The sequence below is a fragment of the Agrobacterium sp. GW821-FHT14E08 genome (assembly GCF_058803865.1).
In genome coordinates this window covers 89,926-108,871 of record NZ_JBXAPJ010000005.1, presented here as the reverse complement: position 1 = coordinate 108,871, position 18,946 = coordinate 89,926, and the positions used below count along the sequence as shown (strand labels likewise).

19 protein-coding genes are annotated in these 18,946 nt (G+C 60.8%); 6 read left to right on the top strand and 13 right to left on the bottom strand.

Annotated features, from left to right (window positions below):
* Window positions 1-178 precede the first annotated feature (178 nt).
* Window positions 179-619 (top strand): metallopeptidase family protein, encoded by a 441-nt coding sequence (locus tag AC1ROR_RS18670; RefSeq protein ID WP_003492693.1) that lies wholly within the window; start codon window positions 179-181, stop codon window positions 617-619.
* Between the two features lie 18 nt (window positions 620-637).
* Here AC1ROR_RS18670 and AC1ROR_RS18665 read toward each other — a convergent pair whose 3' ends face one another.
* Complete coding sequence (locus AC1ROR_RS18665) at window positions 638-844, bottom strand: DUF1737 domain-containing protein (protein ID WP_003492695.1); 207 nt, start codon at window positions 842-844, stop codon at window positions 638-640.
* Window positions 841-1,752 (bottom strand): HpcH/HpaI aldolase/citrate lyase family protein, encoded by a 912-nt coding sequence (locus tag AC1ROR_RS18660; RefSeq protein WP_498590336.1) that lies wholly within the window; start codon window positions 1,750-1,752, stop codon window positions 841-843. The genes AC1ROR_RS18665 and AC1ROR_RS18660 overlap by 4 nt, the downstream gene beginning before the upstream one ends.
* A 109-nt stretch (window positions 1,753-1,861) precedes the next feature.
* On the opposite strand from AC1ROR_RS18660, the gene AC1ROR_RS18655 reads away from it, so the two are divergent.
* From AC1ROR_RS18655 to leuB, 3 genes are all read left to right on the top strand, one after another.
* Window positions 1,862-2,092 carry a hypothetical protein gene (locus AC1ROR_RS18655; RefSeq protein WP_020809819.1) on the top strand — a complete coding sequence of 77 codons (231 nt, stop codon included), beginning with the start codon at window positions 1,862-1,864 and terminating at the stop codon, window positions 2,090-2,092.
* A gap of 165 nt (window positions 2,093-2,257) precedes the next feature.
* A complete protein-coding gene (gene leuD / locus AC1ROR_RS18650) occupies window positions 2,258-2,863 on the top strand; it encodes a 3-isopropylmalate dehydratase small subunit (RefSeq protein WP_020809820.1) in 606 nt (201 codons plus the stop codon).
* A 222-nt stretch (window positions 2,864-3,085) separates the two neighbouring features.
* On the top strand, window positions 3,086-4,198 hold the full coding sequence (leuB, locus tag AC1ROR_RS18645; protein ID WP_031233748.1) for a 3-isopropylmalate dehydrogenase: 1,113 nt from the start codon (window positions 3,086-3,088) through the stop codon (window positions 4,196-4,198).
* Here leuB and AC1ROR_RS18640 read toward each other — a convergent pair.
* From AC1ROR_RS18640 to cobA, 3 genes are all read right to left on the bottom strand, one after another.
* The gene (locus AC1ROR_RS18640; protein WP_498590335.1) at window positions 4,179-5,429 is read right to left on the bottom strand and encodes a cytochrome-c peroxidase; all 1,251 of its coding nucleotides are present in this window, start codon (window positions 5,427-5,429) and stop codon (window positions 4,179-4,181) included. The two genes, leuB and AC1ROR_RS18640, sit on opposite strands and share 20 nt — an antisense overlap.
* A gap of 222 nt (window positions 5,430-5,651) precedes the next feature.
* On the bottom strand, window positions 5,652-6,968 hold the full coding sequence (locus AC1ROR_RS18635; RefSeq protein ID WP_498590334.1) for a cobyrinic acid a,c-diamide synthase CobB: 1,317 nt from the start codon (window positions 6,966-6,968) through the stop codon (window positions 5,652-5,654).
* Window positions 6,965-7,753, bottom strand: a complete 789-nt coding sequence (gene cobA, locus AC1ROR_RS18630) for a uroporphyrinogen-III C-methyltransferase (RefSeq protein ID WP_498590333.1) — start codon at window positions 7,751-7,753, stop codon at window positions 6,965-6,967. Before cobA ends, AC1ROR_RS18635 begins: the two co-directional genes overlap by 4 nt.
* A 58-nt stretch (window positions 7,754-7,811) precedes the next feature.
* Between cobA and AC1ROR_RS18625 the strand changes: the two genes are divergently transcribed.
* Window positions 7,812-8,942, top strand: a complete 1,131-nt coding sequence (locus tag AC1ROR_RS18625) for a cobalt-precorrin-5B (C(1))-methyltransferase (RefSeq protein ID WP_498590332.1) — start codon at window positions 7,812-7,814, stop codon at window positions 8,940-8,942.
* Here the strand turns inward: AC1ROR_RS18625 and cobM are convergent.
* The 3 genes from cobM to cbiE are packed head-to-tail and all read right to left on the bottom strand — an operon-like array spanning window position 8,897 to window position 11,339.
* Window positions 8,897-9,670: a precorrin-4 C(11)-methyltransferase gene (gene cobM, locus AC1ROR_RS18620; RefSeq protein ID WP_498590331.1), complete on the bottom strand. Its 774-nt coding sequence runs from the start codon at window positions 9,668-9,670 to the stop codon at window positions 8,897-8,899. The two genes, AC1ROR_RS18625 and cobM, sit on opposite strands and share 46 nt — an antisense overlap.
* On the bottom strand, window positions 9,667-10,086 hold the full coding sequence (locus tag AC1ROR_RS18615; RefSeq protein WP_498590449.1) for a cobalamin biosynthesis protein: 420 nt from the start codon (window positions 10,084-10,086) through the stop codon (window positions 9,667-9,669). Before AC1ROR_RS18615 ends, cobM begins: the two co-directional genes overlap by 4 nt.
* Window positions 10,080-11,339 carry a precorrin-6y C5,15-methyltransferase (decarboxylating) subunit CbiE gene (gene cbiE, locus AC1ROR_RS18610; RefSeq protein WP_498590330.1) on the bottom strand — a complete coding sequence of 420 codons (1,260 nt, stop codon included), beginning with the start codon at window positions 11,337-11,339 and terminating at the stop codon, window positions 10,080-10,082. Before cbiE ends, AC1ROR_RS18615 begins: the two co-directional genes overlap by 7 nt.
* Here cbiE and AC1ROR_RS18605 point away from each other — a divergent pair.
* Window positions 11,338-12,120 carry a cobalt-precorrin-6A reductase gene (locus tag AC1ROR_RS18605; RefSeq protein ID WP_498590329.1) on the top strand — a complete coding sequence of 261 codons (783 nt, stop codon included), beginning with the start codon at window positions 11,338-11,340 and terminating at the stop codon, window positions 12,118-12,120. The genes cbiE and AC1ROR_RS18605 overlap by 2 nt on opposite strands.
* Here AC1ROR_RS18605 and AC1ROR_RS18600 read toward each other — a convergent pair.
* The 5 genes from AC1ROR_RS18600 to cobN are packed head-to-tail and all read right to left on the bottom strand — an operon-like array spanning window position 12,087 to window position 18,943.
* Window positions 12,087-12,848: a precorrin-3B C(17)-methyltransferase gene (locus AC1ROR_RS18600; protein ID WP_498590328.1), complete on the bottom strand. Its 762-nt coding sequence runs from the start codon at window positions 12,846-12,848 to the stop codon at window positions 12,087-12,089. The two genes, AC1ROR_RS18605 and AC1ROR_RS18600, sit on opposite strands and share 34 nt — an antisense overlap.
* The gene (locus tag AC1ROR_RS18595; RefSeq protein WP_498590327.1) at window positions 12,845-13,612 is read right to left on the bottom strand and encodes a precorrin-2 C(20)-methyltransferase; all 768 of its coding nucleotides are present in this window, start codon (window positions 13,610-13,612) and stop codon (window positions 12,845-12,847) included. Before AC1ROR_RS18595 ends, AC1ROR_RS18600 begins: the two co-directional genes overlap by 4 nt.
* Window positions 13,609-14,241 (bottom strand): precorrin-8X methylmutase, encoded by a 633-nt coding sequence (locus AC1ROR_RS18590; protein WP_498590326.1) that lies wholly within the window; start codon window positions 14,239-14,241, stop codon window positions 13,609-13,611. The genes AC1ROR_RS18595 and AC1ROR_RS18590 overlap by 4 nt, the downstream gene beginning before the upstream one ends.
* Window positions 14,238-15,596 carry a precorrin-3B synthase gene (gene cobG, locus AC1ROR_RS18585; RefSeq protein ID WP_498590325.1) on the bottom strand — a complete coding sequence of 453 codons (1,359 nt, stop codon included), beginning with the start codon at window positions 15,594-15,596 and terminating at the stop codon, window positions 14,238-14,240. Before cobG ends, AC1ROR_RS18590 begins: the two co-directional genes overlap by 4 nt.
* On the bottom strand, window positions 15,593-18,943 hold the full coding sequence (gene cobN, locus AC1ROR_RS18580) for a cobaltochelatase subunit CobN (RefSeq protein ID WP_498590324.1): 3,351 nt from the start codon (window positions 18,941-18,943) through the stop codon (window positions 15,593-15,595). Before cobN ends, cobG begins: the two co-directional genes overlap by 4 nt.
* Window positions 18,944-18,946: the final 3 nt, after the last annotated feature.

Sequence of the window (18,946 nt, the reverse complement as noted above, 5' to 3'; positions counted from 1 at the left end):
CGCACTACGCCATCAATTTGGGTGCCGATTACGCGAGACGTCCGTTTATGTCAAGATGACGACGGCTTGAAAAGTAACTGTAACGCCAAGAATTTCATGCTTTTTCGGCAGGTGGAGCAGTCGGGTCTCGAAATTTGCGCAGCAAGTGTTTATATGGGCCTTCCAACAAGGAGCAGAAATGGCCCGCATAGACCAGACCGACGATTGGCGGGACCGCCATGCGCCGACACTTTCCGCCTTCGAGTCGCTTGCGATCGAGGCATATGGCCACCTGCCAGAAGAATTCCGCGCCTTAACGAAGGATCTCATCATCGAGATCGCCGATTTTCCGACCGATGACGTGTTCGAAGACATGGCGCTCGAAACACCCTTCGATCTTCTCGGGCTGTTTGAGGGACGCGGCATCTCCGAACGTTTCACCATGGAAACGGGCGAGATGGTGAACCGCATCACGCTTTATCGTCGCCCCATTCTCGACTATTGGGCCGAGAACGAGGAAACCCTGGGCGATATCATCACCCATGTCCTCATCCACGAGATCGGCCATCATTTCGGCCTTTCAGATGATGACATGGAGCGGATCGAAGAAAGCGCTGACGAGGCCGCGGCGGAGCGATAGCCCCGCCGACGGCGCGTCTTATTGCTCGCCGAGCTTCATATCCGGATGGTATTCCTTGCCCTCGACCACCTTGGTCACGGCCTGGCCGCAATGCATCACGCCGCTTGCGGCGTTGAAGGCGTAGCTCGGCGAACCGGCAAGCTCCCATCCCTTGTTCAGCGCCTCGGTGACCCGATGGCAGAACTTCGAGTCATCGGGACCGGTTATGAAACGATAGACCTTCACGTCTTTTTTGCCTTTCTCTGTGCGATGATATCGGCCATGGCGACCAGCCTCTCGGCCTGCCCCACATGCAGCCGTTCGATCATCCGCCCGTTCATGTTGATGACGTTCAATTCCATAGATTCAGGTTTTGCGAAAGCGGCAATAATCTCTCTCGCATCCGCAACAGCGGCATCATCTGGCGCAAAGTGCCGATTGGCCGGCTCGATCTGTGCCGGGTGGATCAGCATCTTGCCATCGAACCCCATGGCGCGACCCTGTTCGCATTCACTGTCAAAAGCTGCAATGTCTCGAAAATCGTTGGACACGCTGTCGATGACCTCAAGGCCATAGGCGCGGGCGGCGAGCACCACCTGCATCATCCAGGGTACGAGATAGGTTCGCCCGGGGAGGGCTGGAACACGCGTTTCCTTGCGCAGATCATTCAGCCCTATAACGAATGCGGCAAGCCGTGCGTCGGGCGTATGCGCTGCCTCCGCAATCGCAGCGGCGTTCAAAACACCGAGCGGCGTCTCCATCATCGCCCAGATTTTCAGGTCCTGGGGCGCATCGGCCTCCGCCAGAAGGTCGGCCACGTCATGAATATCTGCGGGCTGCTCCACCTTCGGCAGTAAAACCGCATCCGGCCGGCAGGAAAGCACAAGCTTCAAATCCGCCGCCCCATCAGGCGTGGAAAGCGGATTGATACGGATAATGGTCTCGCGTCCGGCAAATGGCGCGTCCGAAAAAAGCCTGCTGAGATTTTCCCGCGCTGCGCCCTTCATCTCCGGCGCAACGGAATCCTCGAGATCAAGGATTACCCCATCACAATCGAGATCGCGGATTTTTTCGAGCGCTCTGGCATTGATGGCCGGAACCGACAGCAGCGAACGGCGCGGTCTCACAAGAATATTTCCGAAAAAATTAGTCATGCCGCACTTGTGTCAAGCTTTTGTGACATCTGCAACCTGACAATCCACCGAATCCTCTTGCAAGCCGGAAGAAGAAGGCCCACATTCGTCTGGAAAGAAAGGTTGAATCATGCAAGGCATCCGTTCATTTTTCATCGCCGCCTCCGGCATCGCAATTCTGGCGATTGTCGCTCTTTTCACGGCGTCGCTCACTGTCGCTTTTATCGGCGTACTCGCCGTTCTTAGCGCTGCCCGTCTGCTTTCGGCGCGTCTGAAGCCGGCCCCCATTCCGGTCAAGCCCCGCAACCAGCGCGATATGCGTGTCTGGAACGACGGCAAAGGCACGATTATCGATCTCTGAGATCGTTTGATCCGGTCAAAATGCGCGGGCGCCGCACGAGGCGTACCGAAGAACGCGGGTTTGCGCTTCTAAAGCGCCGAGTTTTGCAGTATTTCCCGGCAGAGAACATGCGGCAGCCTTTGGCCAGTGCCGGATTTTGTTCAAGGGAAACACGGGAAGCGACAGATGGAAAAGTTCACGAAGCTGACGGGCGTTGCGGCGCCTATGCCGGTTGTCAATATCGACACCGATATGATCATTCCGAAAGACTATCTGAAGACCATCAAGCGCACAGGCCTCGGAAAGGGCCTTTTCGCCGAGTCGCGCTATCTTGAGGATGGATCGCCAAACCCGGATTTCGTGCTGAACAAACCCGCCTACCAGAACGCCCAGATCCTTGTCGCCGGCGACAATTTCGGTTGCGGCTCCTCGCGCGAACATGCGCCATGGGCGCTTCTCGATTTCGGCATCCGCTGCGTGATTTCCACCAGCTTCGCCGATATCTTCTACAATAACTGTTTCAAGAACGGCATCCTGCCGATCGTCGTCAGCCCCGAAAACCTCGAAAAGCTGCTGGACGATGCGTCGCGCGGATCGAACGCCGTTCTCTCCGTCGATCTGGAAAGTCAGGAAATCAGCGGCCCCGATGGCGGCACGATCACCTTCGAGATCGATGAATTCAAGCGCCATTGCATGCTGAACGGTCTTGATGATATCGGCCTGACGCTGGAACATTCCGGCGCCATCGACACGTTCGAAAAGGCAAATGCCTCGGTCCGCCCCTGGGCCTGACCACATTTCCGCTCTTCAAAAAAGCCGATCCTGTACCAAACAGTACCGGATCGGCTTTTGCTTTGCTTGAAAAGCCCTTGAGGCGGAGATAAGAAGCCTCCGATCCCGTCCGGCCGCGATACGATTTGCCATGTGCAGGACGGAATGAGTTTGACGCCGCGCTCGCCGCAATCGAAAACCCTTCAGGATGTTTTTCGGCGCGCCGCCCAAGGAGGGTTTCTCATGACAGTCCGTTCGCTTTTCCTGCTGCCCGGTGACGGTATCGGCCCCGAAGCCATGGCCGAAGTTCGCAAGCTGATCGATTATATGAACAGCGCGCACAATGCCGGTTTCACCGTCTCGGAAGGTCTGGTCGGCGGCTCTGCCTATGACGCCCATGGCGTTGCGATTTCCGATGCGGATATGGAGAAGGCGCTTGCCGCCGATGCGATCCTGTTCGGCGCCGTCGGCGGCCCGAAATGGGACGGCGTGCCCTACGAGCACCGCCCGGAAGCCGGTCTGCTTCGCCTGCGCAAGGATCTCGAACTCTTCGCCAATTTGCGCCCCGCCATCTGCTACCCGGCGCTTGCCGCCGCTTCCTCGCTGAAGCCGGAACTGGTCGAAGGCCTCGATATCCTCATCGTCCGCGAGCTGACGGGCGGCGTTTATTTCGGTGAACCGAAGCAGATCATCGATCTCGGCAACGGCCAGAAGCGCGGCATCGACACGCAGATCTACGACACTTTCGAAATCGAGCGCATCGCCAGCGTCGCTTTCGAACTGGCCCGCACCCGCGACAACCGCGTCTGCTCGATGGAAAAGCGCAACGTGATGAAGTCAGGTGTTTTGTGGAACCAGGTGGTCACCGAAACCCACGCCGCCAAGTTTAGAGATGTTCAGCTGGAACATATGCTGGCCGATGCCGGCGGCATGCAGCTGGTGCGCAAGCCCAAGCAGTTCGACGTGATCGTCACCGACAACCTCTTCGGCGACATGCTCTCCGACGTCGCCGCCATGCTCACCGGCTCACTCGGTATGCTGCCCTCCGCTTCGCTTGGCGCACCTGACGCCAAGACCGGCAAGCGCAAGGCCATGTATGAGCCGGTGCACGGTTCGGCTCCTGACATTGCCGGCAAGGGCATCGCCAACCCCATCGCCATGATCGCGTCCTTCGCCATGTGCCTGCGTTACTCGTTCAACATGGTGGATGAGGCAACAAAGCTCGAAGCAGCGATCGCAAACGTGCTCGACAAGGGCATCCGCACCGCCGACATCATGGCCGAGGGCAGCCGCCAGGTCGGAACCTCCGAAATGGGTGATGCGGTTCTCGCCGAATTCAAGGCGCTTTCGGCGTAACGCTCGACGAAACCGGTTGGGCAGGCGGCGCGTTCGCCTGCCCATCTTCCTTCGGCAGAAGATGCTCATATCTTTTGTCAGTCAGCGTCTTCAGAAAGGCGACGATGGCGTCCACACGCTTGTCGTCCAGCGCAGGCGCGGATGTCAGTTCCGCCATGGCGATATTTTCAGGCACTTCCGGCGCATCCCACGTCTTGCCCGTTTCCGGATTGATCTGGCGGCTCGGCTTCTTGCTTTTATATTTCACATAAAACAGCACCACCGTGCGCAAATCCTTGAACACGCCATTGTGCATGTAAGGACCGGTGACGGCGACATTGCGCAGCGTCGGCACCTTGAACTTGCCACGCTGGGCAGCATCGCCAGCAACTCCAGGATTTTGCGCCAGACCCAGATCGACCGCGCCCGGCTTGGAGCCGTTCACGGCCCGAACCGATATATTGGCGGGAACGCCGATGTTAAAATATTTGTGGTTGGTGAAGAGGCCGTCTTCCAGACCCTTGGCACCACGGATTTCATGGCAGGTATTGCAATTGGTGAATTGTGTCGAGGAGATCAGAACCCGGCCCAGCTCTTCCTGATCGGTCAACTTCTCCTCGCCGCGCAGGAAGCGGTCATATTTGGAATCGAAGGTGGAGAACTCATCCGAGCGCTCAAAGCTGGCCAATGCCTTCGTCATCGCGGCATAGGCGGTGTCGTCGCTCGCAAAAACATCCTTACCGAACTGCGTGCCGAAAGCCGCGACATAATCCGGGTTTTCCCTGAGCCGTTTGACGACCGAGGCCTTGTCCGGCATGCCCATTTCGAGGGGATTGAGCGGCGGACCGCCCGCCTGATCTTCAAGCAGGGAGGCGCGGCCATCCCAGAACTGCCCGCCGACATATTCTCCCGCCGCATTCCTGCCGAAAGGCGGCGTGAAGCGGGCATAAGCTGCAGTGGGCGCGTTGCGGTCACCCAGTGAAATGCCGTCATCGCCGAGCGATACGTCCCGCCCCACCTTATCGCTCTCCCGCGCATCGGAAAAACCGGCGGCCTGCATATGGCAGGTGGAACAGGCCATGGTGCGGTTCATGGAAAGACTGGGATCGTCGAACAGCGCGGCACCGAGCTTTTCCAGCGTCGCATAGTCTTCACCGCCATGGGCAGCCATGCCATCGACACCGGTGCCCAAGGGGGCCAGCAGAATGGATGCGGCAAGAGCAGCGGAGACAAAAAATCCGGGTTTCATCATCGGTAGGCACGCTCGATATAAATGCGCGAGAGCAGGTTCGGACCGGGACATATGAAGCGGCTTTCGGTCCCACCGCGCTTCATCGAACATGGATCACGGGAGATAACTCCGCCCTTCCATGCCCTATAAAGACATCTATAGCACTTTCCCGTGATCCAGGCCTACAAACTTTCGCAGCTTGGTCCACTTTGCCGCAGGTCCACGGACCACAACGGGAAACGATCAACCGCCTCTGGCAATGGCATGGAAAAAGGTGCCCGAGACAAAACCTCTTCTGCCACCTGATGGCCCGAGCGGACGACCCTGCCCGTCAGCAATCTGGGCGAAGGGCTCATCGCGGCCGGCATCGGTAACCCGCGCATAATGGAATTCATGGCCGCGCAGAACATCACCCGCCGTGCCGAGCGGTCCGCTTGCCGCGATTGTTGCCTGCCGGTAGCCGAGATTCATCTTGCGCGTCGCAAAGCTGGTGGCATGGGACAGAAGCCCGGTCATGGCATGGGTCACGCCATCCGCATCTTCCAGCGCCTCGCCGAGCACCATGTAACCGCCGCACTCGCCATGAACGGGCTTTGTCGCGGCAAAGCGGGCAAGGCCGGCCTTGAAGCCAGCCGCATCCGCAAGCTTTCCGGCAAAAAGCTCGGGATACCCTCCCGGTAGCCAGCAGATATCGCAGCTCCCGTCAGGCGCCTCATCCGCGAGCGGGGAGAACGGCACGATCTCGGCCCCGGCCGACTGCCAATGCTTCCTGAGATGCGGATAAAGGAAAGTGAACGCCGCATCCTCCGCCAGCGCGATGCGCTGGCCGGGTGGTGCAATCGCCGCGTCCACCGAGCCGGAAGGCACATTCACCGGCGCGGCGAGAGAAAACAGGGCATCGAGATCAATGGATTTTTCCATCGCATCCGCCAGCCGTTCGATATGCGCATCGATCTCCGGATGTTCGCTGGCCTGCACCAGCCCCAGATGCCGCTCGGGCAGGATGAGCGAAGGATCACGCAGCACACAGCCGGCAACGGGAAGGCCGATTCTTTCGATGGCTTCCGTACACAGCGTCCGGTGTCTTTCGCTGCCCGCCCGGTTCAGCACAACGGCCGCCATGGTAACGGCCGGATCGTAGTGGGCAAAACCATGGGCGACGGCAGCGGCCGTCTGCGACTGGCCGGACACGTCGAGCACCAGCAGGACGGGAATGCCGAACAGCCGCGCCAGATCCGCCGCCGAACCCGTGCGATTTTCCGCAACCGGAATACCGTCGAACAGGCCCATGGCGCTTTCGATCAGAACAAGTTCCGCATCCCCGGTCTGCTGCGAAAACAGATACCGCAGCAATTCCGGCCGCATGGCCCAGCTATCCAGATTAAGACCCGATGTGCCGGTGGCGAAGGCATGGAAACCGGGATCGATGTAGTCAGGCCCCGTCTTGATGCCGCGCACCTTGATACCGCGTCGGGCAAAGGCCCGGAGCAAGCCGATGGTCACGCTGGTCTTGCCAGAGCCCGAGCGCGGCGCACCAATGATGATCGCCCGCGCCGTCATGAACCGGAAACTCCAAGACGCGCCCGCATCGAAACAATCTCGCCAATGACGATCAAAGCTGGCGCTTCGAAATTTTCCCGCTTTGCATCGTCAGCTATGCTTTCCAGTGTGCCGATGAAAATCCGCTCCTGCGCCGTCGTTGCCGACATGATGACGGCGACCGGCGTTTCGCCGGAACGGCCACCCTGCATCAGAAGATCGGCGATCGTACCGATATTCTTCAGCCCCATATAAACGACGATGGGTTCGCGTGTTTTCGCCAGCGCCAGCCAGTCCAGATCCTCTTCCGTGCCCGCCGCGTGGCCAGTGGCCAGCGTTACGGCGCGGCTGATGCCGCGCATGGTTGCGGGGATGCGGGCTGAAGCAAGCGCTGTGAACGACGAGGTCATGCCCGGCAATATGCGAAACGGAATGCCGGCATGGACAAGCGCCTCCGCCTCTTCACCGCCGCGCCCGAAAATAAAGGGATCACCGCCCTTCAGCCGCAGCACCTTTTTGCCCTGGCCGGCGAAATCGATCAGTGAAGCGGTAATATCGTCCTGTGTCGCGGAGGGCTTGCCACCCCTTTTGCCCGCAAAAACAATCTCCGCCTGCGGACCAAGCGCTATGACTTCGTCGCTCACCAGCGCATCACGCACGATGATATCGGCCTGAGACAGCGCGAGCGCCACTTCCAGCGTCAGATAACGCACATCGCCCGGCCCTGCACCCGCGAGCCAGACGTCACCGGCCTCGAAGACCGGACCTTTTGCGGCAATGCTGTTCAAAATCTGCGCTATCGACATTCTTCTTGGCTGCTTTTTAACGATGACGGAAAAAGCCGTCCCGGCTATAGAAATTCATATGGATACGGATGGAAAGACCCTTCGCCGCGGCTGGACCACGGGCACCTGCGCGGCAGCCGCCACGAAGGCGGCCTGCGCCGCCCTTCTGACCGGCGAGTTTCCTTACCCTGTCGAGGTCGAACTTCCAAGCGGCGCGAGGCCGGCATTTTCCCTCGCCACCGAGGAAAAGGGCGAAAACTTCGCGCGCGCCGGCGTCGTCAAGGATGCCGGAGACGATCCGGACGTTACCCATGGTGCGCTGATCGAAAGCACGGTTAGACGAGGTCAGCCGGGAAGCGGCATCACCTTCAAGGCCGGAAAGGGCGTCGGCACCATCACCCGGCCAGGCCTGCCCTTGCCGCCGGGAGAACCCGCCATCAACCCCGTGCCGCGCAAGATGATCGAAACCGCCATTCGCGAAGTGGCTGGCGAAGAGGCCGATTTCGAGGTCGAGATTTCCGTCCGCGATGGCGAGAAACTGGCGGAGAAAACCCTGAACGGCAGGCTCGGCATCGTCGGCGGCATTTCCATCCTCGGCACCACCGGCATCGTCATTCCCTTTTCCTGCTCGGCGTGGATTCACTCCATCTGGCGCGGTATCGATGTGGCGCGTGCGACCGGCTGCACCCATGTGCTGGGCGCCACCGGCAACACCTCCGAAAAAGCCGGGCAGGCGCTTTACGATCTGCCGGAAACCGCGCTGATCGACATGGGCGATTTCATCGGCGGCATGCTGAAATATCTGCGCAGCCACCCCGTCGAGCGGGTGACGATTGCCGGCGGCGTCGCCAAGATGACCAAGCTTGCCCAGGGCATGCTCGACGTGCACTCCAAGAAGGGGCTCGCCGATCTCGATGCGCTGGCGGCACTGGCGATGGAAGCCGGAGGAGATGAAAATCTCGCCATTGCCATCCGTCAGGCCAATATGGTCGCGCACGCCTTTGAGCTGGCCGAACGCGCAGGGATAGACCTCGGCGCGATCGTGGCGGAAAAAGCCTGGGTTACCGCAGCGGCGGCGCTGAAGACGCCGGCCATTGCGCTCGATATTCTGGTGTTCGATCGTCAGGGCACGCTCAAAGGGCGCACCGCCTCCACGCCGTCGCATCAGCCCTGCGCATCTTCCTTCGGAGACCGGAACCGCCGCACATAGTCGGTGCTATAAAGCGCGCTTTCGCGAAAATCTGTCGAGGCAAGTCCACGCCCAACGAAGATCAGGGCCGTCCGCTCCACCGGTTCGGCGGCGAGCTTGTCCTCAATGTCGAACAGGGTGCCACTGATAACCCGCTCATCCGGCCAGGACGCGCGAACGACGATGGCGACCGGGCAGTCGGAGCCGTAAAGCGGCGTCAGCTCTTCCACCACCGTGCCGATGGCATGAATGGCGAGATGGACGGCGAGCGTTGCGCCCGTCGCACCGAAAGCCTTCAGTGTCTCACCCTCGGGCATCTTCGATGCGCGCCCGGAAATGCGGGTCAGCACAAGGCTCTGCGCCACTTCCGGCACCGTCAGTTCCCGCTGCAAAGTGGCGGCCGCAGCGGCAAAGGAGGGCACGCCGGGCGTGACGGTATAATCGAGACCCAGTCGCTCCAGACGGCGAATCTGTTCGCCCATGGCGCTCCAGACGGAAAGGTCGCCGGAATGCAGCCGCGCCACATCCTTGCCGGCCTTTGCTGCGGCCACGAATTCCGCCTCGATCTCATCCAGCGAAAGTGCTGCCGTATCGACGATGCGGGCGCCCGGCGGGCAATATTCGATAAGCGCCTTCGGAACCAGCGACCCGGCATAAAGACACACCGGGCAGGCGGCGATAAGATCGCGCCCGCGCACCGTAATGAGATCGGCGGCGCCCGGACCGGCGCCGATGAAATGAACCGTCATTGTTGTTCTCCATATTCGATGGCACAGCCGCTATCGCGTGGGGCATCGTCAGTCGTTGCGATGGCCACAGTCACATCGCCAACGACAAGACGCGGCGCGACCAGCCTTGCATTCTCTCCGGCGGCGGCAAGCGCCGCCGCTTCGCTCACGCTCGGCGAGCCGGCATAATCAAGGCTTGCCTGTGAAAATGTCATTGTTTTCGAAGCAACCGCCTCGAGCCGCTCCTGCGATACGATTTCAAGCGGCAGCGACAGGCTTTTCGCCGCTTCCACAAGACCGGCTTCATCGGCTTTGAGCGGCGCAGTCGCCAAGCGTTCCGCCCTCATTCCCAAAGCATGCTCCGCAGCGCGCACGGCGGCAATAACAGCATCTGAACCCGTGCCTCTGCGACAACCTATGCCAGCCACGGTCACCATGGCTTGTTCCAGCTCCATTGCGTCACCGGCATTGCCGGACGCCAGCCCGACATGGAACCGACAGCCGCCACCCGCGACACATCCAGACGGATCATCGAGCCGCCGTGCCGTGCATGTGCGGCAAGAAGCATAGCCTCCATTTCCAGCGTCACCGCATTGGCAACCAGCCGCCCGCCGGGTTTCAGGGCCTCCATAGCTCCCTCTAGCACGCCCGCTTCACTGCCGCCGCCGCCAATGAAAATCGCATCCGGCTGAGGCAAGCCTTCAAAAGCCGCAGGGGCCGCGCCGATCATGACCTCAAGCCCCGGAACACCGAAAGCTTCGGCATTACGAGCGATACGCTCTGCCCTTTCCGGGTGTTGTTCTATGGCGATGGCGCGGAGCGAGTGGTGCGACAGCATCCATTCTATGCCGATTGAACCCGAACCGGCACCGATATCCCACAGCAACTCGCCCCGCCGTGGGGCAAGAGAGGAAAGTGTCACCGCGCGGATTTCACGCTTGGTGATTTGCCCGTCATGTTCGAACAGGCTGTCATCAAGCCCACATGTGAAAGGCAGAATACGCGCACCCTCATCCGCCACAACATCAATCGCCACCACATTCAGCGGATCAATATCAGCAAATGCGAAATCAGCCGCCCTGACCTGCCGCCGCCTCTCCCGCTCTCCACCCAGGGCTTCGAGCAAGATGAATTCCGACTGGCCGAAACCCAAATCGGACAACAATTCCGCGATCAAGGCCGGGGCGTGGGCGTCCGAGGTAAGCGCGATGATCCGCGCACCGGCATGGAGATACGGCCGCAAGAGATCGATGGAACGCCCGTGCAGCGAAATGCAGTCGACCGATTGCAGCGCCCAGCCAAGCCGTGCGGCGGCCAGCGAGAAAGCGGAGGGCGAGGGATAAGAAACTGTCTCACCCGCATCGATACGCCGCAGAAGCGTAACACCGACGCCATAAAAGAACGGATCGCCGGAAGCCAGAACGCAAACCCTTTTGCCGCGCAGCGCCACGACATCGCCCATATCCGTGTCGAACGGCACCGGCCAGCGCCGTGCTTCACCATGAATGGCCGCAGCCGCCAGTTCCAGATGGCGTTTGCCGCCGAAAATCACCTCGGCCGCCTCTATCGCCTCAATCGCGTTCCGGCCCAACCCTTCGAGCCCATCCTCACCAATACCGACGATGGAAAGCCAGGGCTTTTCTTTCTTTTCTGTGGAAGCATCGCCCGTTCCGGAATATTCAGACGTCATGACACGCTCCATACTCATCCTTGGCGGCACGGCGGATGCCCGTATTCTGGCCGGCAGGCTGGCCGAAGAACCCGGCTACCGAATTCTGCTCTCCATGGCCGGCCGCACGCTCTCGCCGGTCGAACAGCCGGTGCCGATGCGCAGCGGCGGTTTTGGCGGCGCGGGCGGTCTTGCGGATTTCATTCGCACCGGGGGTTTCGATATTCTGGTGGATGCCACCCATCCCTATGCGGCGAAGATTTCCGCCAATGCCATTGAGGCCGCAGGGCTTGCCAAAGTTCCGCTGGTCGTTCTTTCGCGCCCTGCCTGGCAGCGCCAGCCGGGTGACAGGTGGCATGAGGTCGACAGCGTCGAACAGGCTGTCACCGCGCTCGGCAGCGAAGGCAGGCGCGTGTTTCTGGCTTTGGGACGGCAGGAGCTTCTTCCTTTCGAAGCCGCGCCCCAGCACAGCTATCTCATCCGCAGCGTCGATCCGGTGGAGCCGCCACTGAAACTGCCGCATGCGCGCTATATTACCGCGCGCGGCCCCTTTGCTTTGGACGACGAAATCCGCATGCTGGAAGAAAACCGCATCGAGACGGTGGTCTCGAAAAACTCCGGCGGCAGCGCGAGCTATGGCAAGATCGAAGCCGCAAGACGGCTCGGCCTGCCGGTCATCATGATCGACCGGCCGCAACGGCGGAACGACGCGTCCCCGGATGGCGCGACCGTGACGGATATTGCATCCGCGCTCACCGCCATCCACCATCAGCTCTCTCTTCTTGAAAAACGCGGCGAATAAACCAGCGGTTCTTTGCCAGAGCGCTCGATCAGACGGGTTTCAACCGAACCGACGATGATGCAGGTGGCCATATCCGCCATATCGCTCGTTGCTTCCGACAGGGGCACGACACGAACACGCTCATCCGCCCGTCCGGCGGCCCGTCCGAAGATTACGGGCACTGAGGCTGGCAAATGTGCCCGCAACAGATCAAAAGCGGTACCGAGCTGGTGCGGACGCGCCTTGCTGACGGGATTGTAGAAAGCCATTACAAATCCGGCCTCAGCCGCCGCGATCAAACGCTTTTCGATAATGCCCCAGGGTTTCAGATTATCCGATAGCGAAATGGCGCAGAAGTCATGACCAAGCGGCGCGCCGGCCTTTGCGGCCACGGCCAGCATGGCTGTCACACCCGGCACGACGGAGAAATCGATATCGCGCCATTCGGCGGGGCCGCTTTCGATCGCCTCGCAAACCGCCGCCGCCATGGCGAAAACACCGGGATCACCGCCGGACACCACACAGACCTTGCCGCCCTCGGCCGCAAGCCGCAGCGCCTGTTCGGCGCGGGAGATTTCCTCACGATTGTCCGAAGCATGGCGGCGTTGATCGGGTCTCAGCGATAGACGGTCGAGATAGGGAATATAGCCGAAGAAATCCTCCGACACCTCGACGGCGGCAAGCGCCTCCGGCGTTACCTGCGCCGCACTGCCGGGGCCGAGGCCGACAACGACCAGCCTGCCGGTCATGGCTTTTCACCTGCAGAGGGTCTGGTTTTCCAACCCGGCACCAGAACCAGCGAAAAATAGGGGGCAGGCGATGCATCACGTTCGATGAGCCGCACCGCATGGCTGTTGGCCATGGTGCCGCGCTCGACATAAAGCGCCTCGTTGAGCTTACCCGCTTTTTCCAGCGCCCGGCGAATTTTTGGAAGGTTGCGCCCCACCTTCATGATAACGGCACCATCCGTGCCGGACAGACGTTCCGTCAGCACATCTTCACCAAGCGTGCCGGGAAGCACGCTCAAAATATCATCGCCCTGCACCAGCGGGAGACCGGCCATGGACCAGCAGCCGGACATGGCCGTGATGCCAGCAACGACCTCCGCCGGGTAAGACGGCGCAAGCCGCAGATGAAGGTGCATATAAGAACCGTAAAACAACGGATCGCCTTCCGACAGCACGGCGACATTGCGCCCGGCTTCGAGATGCACAGCGATGTCCTTCGCCGACTGATCGAAAAAGGCGGCAATGGCATCGCGGTAATCGTTGCCATTTTTATCGCTTTCGACGGTTACCGGATAGACCAGCGGCATTTCCAGCGTTCCGGGCCGGATGAAGGCTTCGACAATACCGCGACCGTTGCCGCTGCTGCCTTTCTTGCAGAAGAAGGCAAGCACATCGGCATTTTCAATGGCGCGGACAGCCTTCAGCGTCAAAAGCTCGGGATCGCCGGGGCCGGTGCCGACGCCCACGAGTTTACCCTTCGGATGTTCAAAAAGAGCCGCGCTCACAGGCCAGCCCTCGCAACCGCATTGACAGCGGCAGCCGTCATCGCCGAACCACCCATGCGTCCCTTGACGATGGCATAGGGAATGCCGAGCGAACTTGCCTCCAGCGCGTCTTTCGATTCCGCCGCACCGACAAAGCCAACCGGCATGCCGATGATGGCGGCCGGGCGTGCAGCACCTTTTTCCAGCATCTCAAGCAGATAGAACAGTGCAGTCGGCGCATTGCCAATGGCAACCAGAGCGCCGTCCATTTTCTCTGCCCACAGGTCAAGCGCGGCGGCGGAGCGGGTGTTGCCGATCTTTTTTGCCAGCTCCGGCGTGCGGGGATCGCGAAGGGTGCAGACCACCTCATTATCAACCGGAAGGCGGGCACGCGTTACGCCATGGGCAACCATTTCCGCATCGCAGAGAACCGGCCTGCCGGCGAGCAGGGCACCGCGTGCCGCGGCAACAAAATCCGGCGAAAAGCGGAAATGGCTGGCCGCCTCCACCTGCCCGCAGGCGTGGATCATGCGAATGGCGATATCCGCCTGTTCTTCGGTAAAGGCGGACAAATCCGCCTCTTCGCGAATGATGGCGAAGGAGCGCTCATAGATCGCATTGCCGTCGCGAATATAGTCATAGTCAGTCATCGGTCATCCTGTCGAAGCGCCGCGCCGATCACCTGTTTGCCCAGCCGGGCAAAGAAGTTGGCCGCGTTTTCCCCGGGCTTATGTTCTTTTTCGTAAAGACGGGCAAGCCGCGAAAGCGCCGTCCTCTGCTGCTCAAAAGGTAAAATACCGTCCTGCGCGTCGCAGGCGCGGCCCGAAATCGAAAAGCCCAGGCCATCGGCGCTGCCGGAAAAAGTGAGAAGTGATGGGGCAGGATACGCGCAGCCCTTTCCGCAGCCGGAAATATGCAGCGTAAATGACCCATCGAGCAGAGAGACCAGTTCCTTCGACGCAAAGGCGGCCAGATCATGTGTGGGAAGGAAAGCCGAAGCGCACCCCGGCACCCCGGGACAGACGGCAATGAAAGACCGCACATCATCTGCCGCAATGATGAAACCGGAAGCCCTGGCCACTTCCAGCACCGCAAAGCAGGTATCCCATGAACCGAAGAATAGCAGGCTATGATTGAGTGACGGCCGCAATGTTTCTATACCGATTGCGCGCACCCGCTCGCAGAGCCGCGATAGATCGGAGGCCCGGACTTGTCCGAAAGCAGGCGCGATACCGGCGGCAAAAATACCCTTATCCGCCAGGATCAGCCCCAAAGGCGAAGAAGGCGCGAGCGCCTCTCTCTCAATTGCGCAATCCAGCAGACGATCGCCGCAGATCGCTTTTATCGTTTGCTGATCCAGATCACGGCCCCGGGCAGACACCCCTTGGCCGGCAAGATAGACAAGCAGCAGCAGGACAACATCAGCCGCATTGTCCGTCTCAACCAATCCCGCGCGCAGCGCCCTGCTCTCGGGGCCGCCAACAAACAATTGCCAGAAAACCTGCCCGTCCTGCCGCACCGCTTTCAGGCGAATATCGGCCAGCAAATCTGCCATTGAGGGAAGGCCGCCGCCGTCAATGACAACGGACATTTTCGCTGCGAGCTTTTCATGCAGCGCCAGCGCGCCAACCTCTCTGCGAATCTCGTCAGCAAGAGAACTGCCATCGGCGATTTCCCGCGCGTCCCGACCGGCAAGAACAGAAGCCTCGACGGCTAGCCCTTCCCGAAGCGGCAAACCGCGCGCCAGAACATCATTCTCCAGGGCGCAGGCGCTTTCCGGCGTCAGGCCGCGAAATTGCAGGTTGCCGCGCGCTGTTATGTCGATCAGACCGTTGCCATGCCGCTCCGCGAGATCGCAAAGCGCCATCATGTCATGGGGCGTGATATCCGCCTCGAATGCGATCCGCGACAGAAAACCGTCACCGGTCAGCATCGGTGTCGATAGGGCTGGACACATCCCACGGCGGCCGAATGGCTGAACCGGTTCGGAAACGGCCGTCCTCATGCGCTCACCCTTTCAGGGCGCGGGAGGATCAACATTTCGAGCTCGGCATCGACCGCATTGCGCCGGCTATGCCACAGGCCGCGACGGCGAGCGGATAAAAAGCGCGCCGCCATCACCTCCGCCGCCTTCGGATTTTCCCGCAGGATGAAGTCGCGAACCTCCTCATTGCCGAAATAGGCGTCATAGACTGCCTCGATCAGTGAGGAGGAAACCGCATGGGTGGTTTCGGCAAAGCCGATCAGCCGGTCAACCGTCTCAGCAAATTCCGCCGCCCCGCGCGGGCCGTGCCGCATCTGGCCGGCAATGAAGCGTGGATTGATGGCGCGGGCCCGAACAACCCGCGTCAGCGCCTGTGAAACGGATCGCGCGCGTGGACGCGCCGGATCGGTCGTATCCAGTGCGACAATATCGGCAACGCCGCCAAGGGCGGCCTTTGCGGCAGAAAAACCGCCCATGAAGGCAACATCGGAAGAACCGTCAAGAAGATCGCGGCCGGGATCGTCGCCGGTGTGAACCAGAAGATCGGCCCGCCGTACCAGTTCCACAAAACCGGTATCCTCGAAAATCTCAAGCCCATCTTCGCCGCCGAAGGCATGGCTTGCCGCGTCCAGATAGGCCTGCCCCAAATCCTCACGTTCGTCCCATTTTCCGCTGGCGAGTTTTTCCTCTATGCCCGCACCATAGGTGCCGGGCGCCGAACCGAAGATGCGCGCCGGTATATGACCGAGCGCGGCCGCTTCTTCCGAAAGCGGATTGTCGCCCGGCGCTTCGTCCCGCCGCGCGACCGCCTTGGCGGCAGCATCGAGAAGAGCGATAAGCGCCGGAAACATGTCGCGGAACAGGCCGGAAATCCGAAATGTGACATCGACACGCGGCCGCCCGATACTGGCTGGCGGCAGAACCTCGATGCCGGTAACGCGCCCCGTCGCAGGGTCATGGATCGGTCTGGTGCCCATCAGATGCAGCGCCTGTCCTACATCCTCGCCGCCATTGCGCAGGCTGGCGCTGCCCCAGAGATCGAAAACCAGATGTTTCGGCCAGTCTCCATGGGATTGCAGATGGTGACGCAGTACCTCTTCGCCCGCCATGCGGCCCAGTTCAAAAGCCGTCGGCGTCGGCATGGTGCGTGGATCAGCGGCATAAAGGTTGCGACCAGTCGGCAGCACGTCAAGCCGTCCGCGCGCAGGTGCGCCGGAAGGGCCGGGGATAACATGCCGGCCCGCGAGCGCTGCAAGCAGAGCTGCTTTTTCCGCCGCAGCGCTTTCAAGCCTCAGAAGATCGGTCTCGCCTTCGGGTGAACGACCGAAAATATGCTGGCCGTCCTTGATTGCGAAATCCTTGAGGTCACAAAGAAACGCGTCGATGCGTGACAGTGCCGCATCGGCGTCATCCGTCGCCCCCACCCCAGCATCCGCCGCTAGCCCGGTTTCCAGCGCTTTTTCGACAATCAGTTTCGCCAGCCGGTCGCGACGACGACGATCCAGCCCGTCCGCCTGTGCATATTCATCGACCAGCTGCTCCAGCGCAGATTGGTCCGGCGAAAGCCCGGCATCTATCAGCACCGGTGGAACATGTCCGATGGTGACAGCGGCAATCCGCCGCTTGGCGACAGCCGCTTCGCCCGGATTGGACACGATGAAAGGATAGACCACCGGCAACGAGCCCGTGACGATCTCGGGAAAACAATCCCGGGAAAGCGCCACCGTCTTGCCCGGCAACCATTCCAGCGTACCGTGCGCGCCCACATGCACGATGGCATGCGCGCCTGCGACCCGCTGCATCCACACACCGAAGGCAACCAGTGCATGGCGCGGCGGCAAAGCAGGATCATGATAATCCACCCGCCTATCCTCGTTTCGTCCACGGTCCGGTGCCAGCGCCACGAACACCTTCCCGAAACGGGCGACGCGGAAACGGAATGCGCCATTGACAAGCGCATCGTCCTGTTCGGCCGAACCCCAGGTCGCATCCAGAGAGGCGACCGCCTCCTGCGGCAAACCCGCGAGAAAATCCTGATAGGCTGAAAATTCGACAGTCGCTTCCTGCTGCTCGACGCAATCCAGCAAGGCCCTTGCCGTTTCGGGAATATCCGAAACCGCATATCCCGCCCCGTCAAGATCGCGCAGCATTTCAAGCACGCTCTGCGGCACATCGAGACCGACGGCATAACCGGTGCGCCCCGGCGCGGCACCGGGATAATCCGGCATCAGAATGACGATGTGCCGCTCCTGTGGGGCAGATTGCTTCAACCGCAAAAAGGCGGCGATACGGTTTGCCACCTGCTCCACACGATCGGCTTCGGGCACGTTCAGGAGACTGACACCGCCATCGGTCCGCACTTGCTTGAACGAAATCGCACCGGCAAGAATCCTGCCATCGAGTTCCGGCAGGACCACATGCATGGCAAGATCTGACGGGTTAAGACCACGCGCATTCTCGGACCAGCCATCCCGTCGCGTGGTCGCCATGACCACCTGAAACACCGGCACCCCGAGACGATCGAAGAGTGTCTTGCCACCTTCATCCGTCTGACTGGCAAAGGCCGTGGCGGCAATGATTGCGGCGGGCTCCAGATCAGGTAGCACCGTTTCGAGAAAACGGATCGCTTCCCCATCCTTCAGGCCGCTGACAAAAATCGGCAATGGCGCAAAACCGCGCTGCGATAGTGCGTGAAAAAGCGCGTCCACGGGCGCAGCATCGCCTGCCAGAAGCATGGAGCGGTAAAAGAGAACCGGCAGGATGGCTGCACCGGCGGAGAAACCTGCGCTGGCTTCCCCCTGGTCCACGACACCTTTACCCGGCCGGTAGAAGCCGGCTTTCGGCAGCGGCTGGGCCTCGATATCCGGCCATGCGCCACCGCTTGCAAGCGCCGCAAGACCAGCGGCAAGCCGACCCATATTCTCGCGCCCACCCTCGCGGAAGAAGGAGAGGACAGAGGCCAGAATTTGCCGATCAACGGTTGAGGCCGCCTCGAGTTTTTCGTCCCTCTCGCTGCATTCGCCCGGCAGGAGCAGCAGTTTTATGCCCCGCCGCCGGGCGAGAATGGCAAGCTGTTCAACACCGTAACGCCAGCGCTCCGCGCCACCCAGAATCCGGATAAGAATGACGCTGGCATGTTCCGCCGTCTTTTCGATCCAAAGATCGACCGACATCGGATGGCGAAGCTCGGAGAGGTTCGCGGCGGATAGCGACGGAAGGCCAGGCTCGGCTTGCCGCCACACCTGTTCCAGCCCGGCAAGATCACTCGTTGAAAAAGACATGACCACCACATCCGAACGGGGCTGGTTGAGATCAACCGGCTCGATCAGATCGTCCAGAGACGAGGATGTGGTGGCGAGAATATGCATGGG